Raw genomic sequence first — 1,153 nt, 5'->3', positions numbered from 1 at the left:
CTAGTGGATTGATCGGAACGAATGAGTCCGCTTGAGGGATTCCCATTCTTTCGGTGCCGTGCGACGATGCGGCATGCGAACGGGTATCGAGATCGAGGTCACTGCACCGGACACGAAGCGGCTTGAGGCGATTGTTGCGGCGCGGGGTTCGCCGCAGAAGCATGTTTGGCGGGCGCGGATCATTCTCCTGACGGCTCGGGGCCTGGGCACCCAGGCGATCATGTTGGCGACGGGCAAATCCAAGACGTGCGTATGGCGCTGGCAGGAAAGGTTCATGGCCGAAGGCGTGGATGGGTTACTGCGCGACAAGACCCGCCCACCGGGGATTGCGCCTCTCCAGGGTGCTTTGGTTGACAAGGTCGTGAAGCTGACCCTGGAGACGCCCAGCCACGAGGCTACCCATTGGACGGTGCGCGCGATGGCTAAAGCCGTTGGTATCGCGGCGTCATCGGTCGTGAAAATCTGGCACGACCACGGTCTGGCGCCCCATCGTTGGCGCAGCTTCAAGCTGTCCAACGACAAGGCTTTTGCCGAGAAGCTTCACGATGTCGTCGGGCTTTACGTCTCACCGCCTGCGCACGCGATCGTGCTGTCAGTCGACGAAAAGAGCCAGATCCAGGCGCTCGACCGGACCCAACCGGGCTTGCCGCTGAAGCGCGGTCGCGGCGCGACCATGACGCATGACTACAAGCGCAACGGGACCACGACCCTGTTCGCCGCGCTCAATGTCCTGGATGGTTCCGTGATCGGCCGCAACATGCAACGGCACCGGCATCAGGAGTTCATCCGGTTCCTGAACACGATCGAAGCCCAGATGCCCGCTGACAAGGCCATCCACGTCATCCTCGACAATTATGCGACCCACAAGCAGCCCAAGGTCCGCGCCTGGTTGGCCAGGCATCCGCGTTGGACCTTCCACTTCATCCCGACGTCGTGCTCATGGCTCAATGCCGTCGAGGGCTTTTTTGCCAAGCTCACACGGCGGCGGCTGAAAAACGGCGTCTTTCATTCGGTCGTAGATCTGCAGGCAGCCATCAACCGCTTTATCAAGGAGCATAACGAGGACCCCCGACCTTTCATCTGGAAGGCCGATCCGGACGAAATTATAGCCGCTGTACGGCGCGGGCACCAAGTGTTGGAATCAATCCACTAG

1 protein-coding gene is annotated in these 1,153 nt (G+C 60.8%); it reads left to right on the top strand.

Annotated features, from left to right (window positions below):
- Positions 1–73: 73 nt before the first annotated feature.
- Positions 74–1,153 carry an IS630 family transposase gene (locus EDF58_RS25740; RefSeq protein WP_132270638.1) on the top strand — a complete coding sequence of 360 codons (1,080 nt, stop codon included), beginning with the start codon at positions 74–76 and terminating at the stop codon, positions 1,151–1,153.

It is taken from the genome of Novosphingobium sp. PhB57, assembly GCF_004342985.1.
Lineage (GTDB): Bacteria > Pseudomonadota > Alphaproteobacteria > Sphingomonadales > Sphingomonadaceae > Novosphingobium.
Note: the sequence above shows the minus strand (reverse complement) of the source record. Positions and strands in the feature narration are given on the sequence as shown.

Bases quoted from the DNA above. Each gene is read 5' to 3' on its own strand.
- EDF58_RS25740 (WP_132270638.1), top strand. From the start codon at position 74: ATGCGAACGGGTATCGAGATCGAGGTCACTGCACCGGACACGAAGCGG.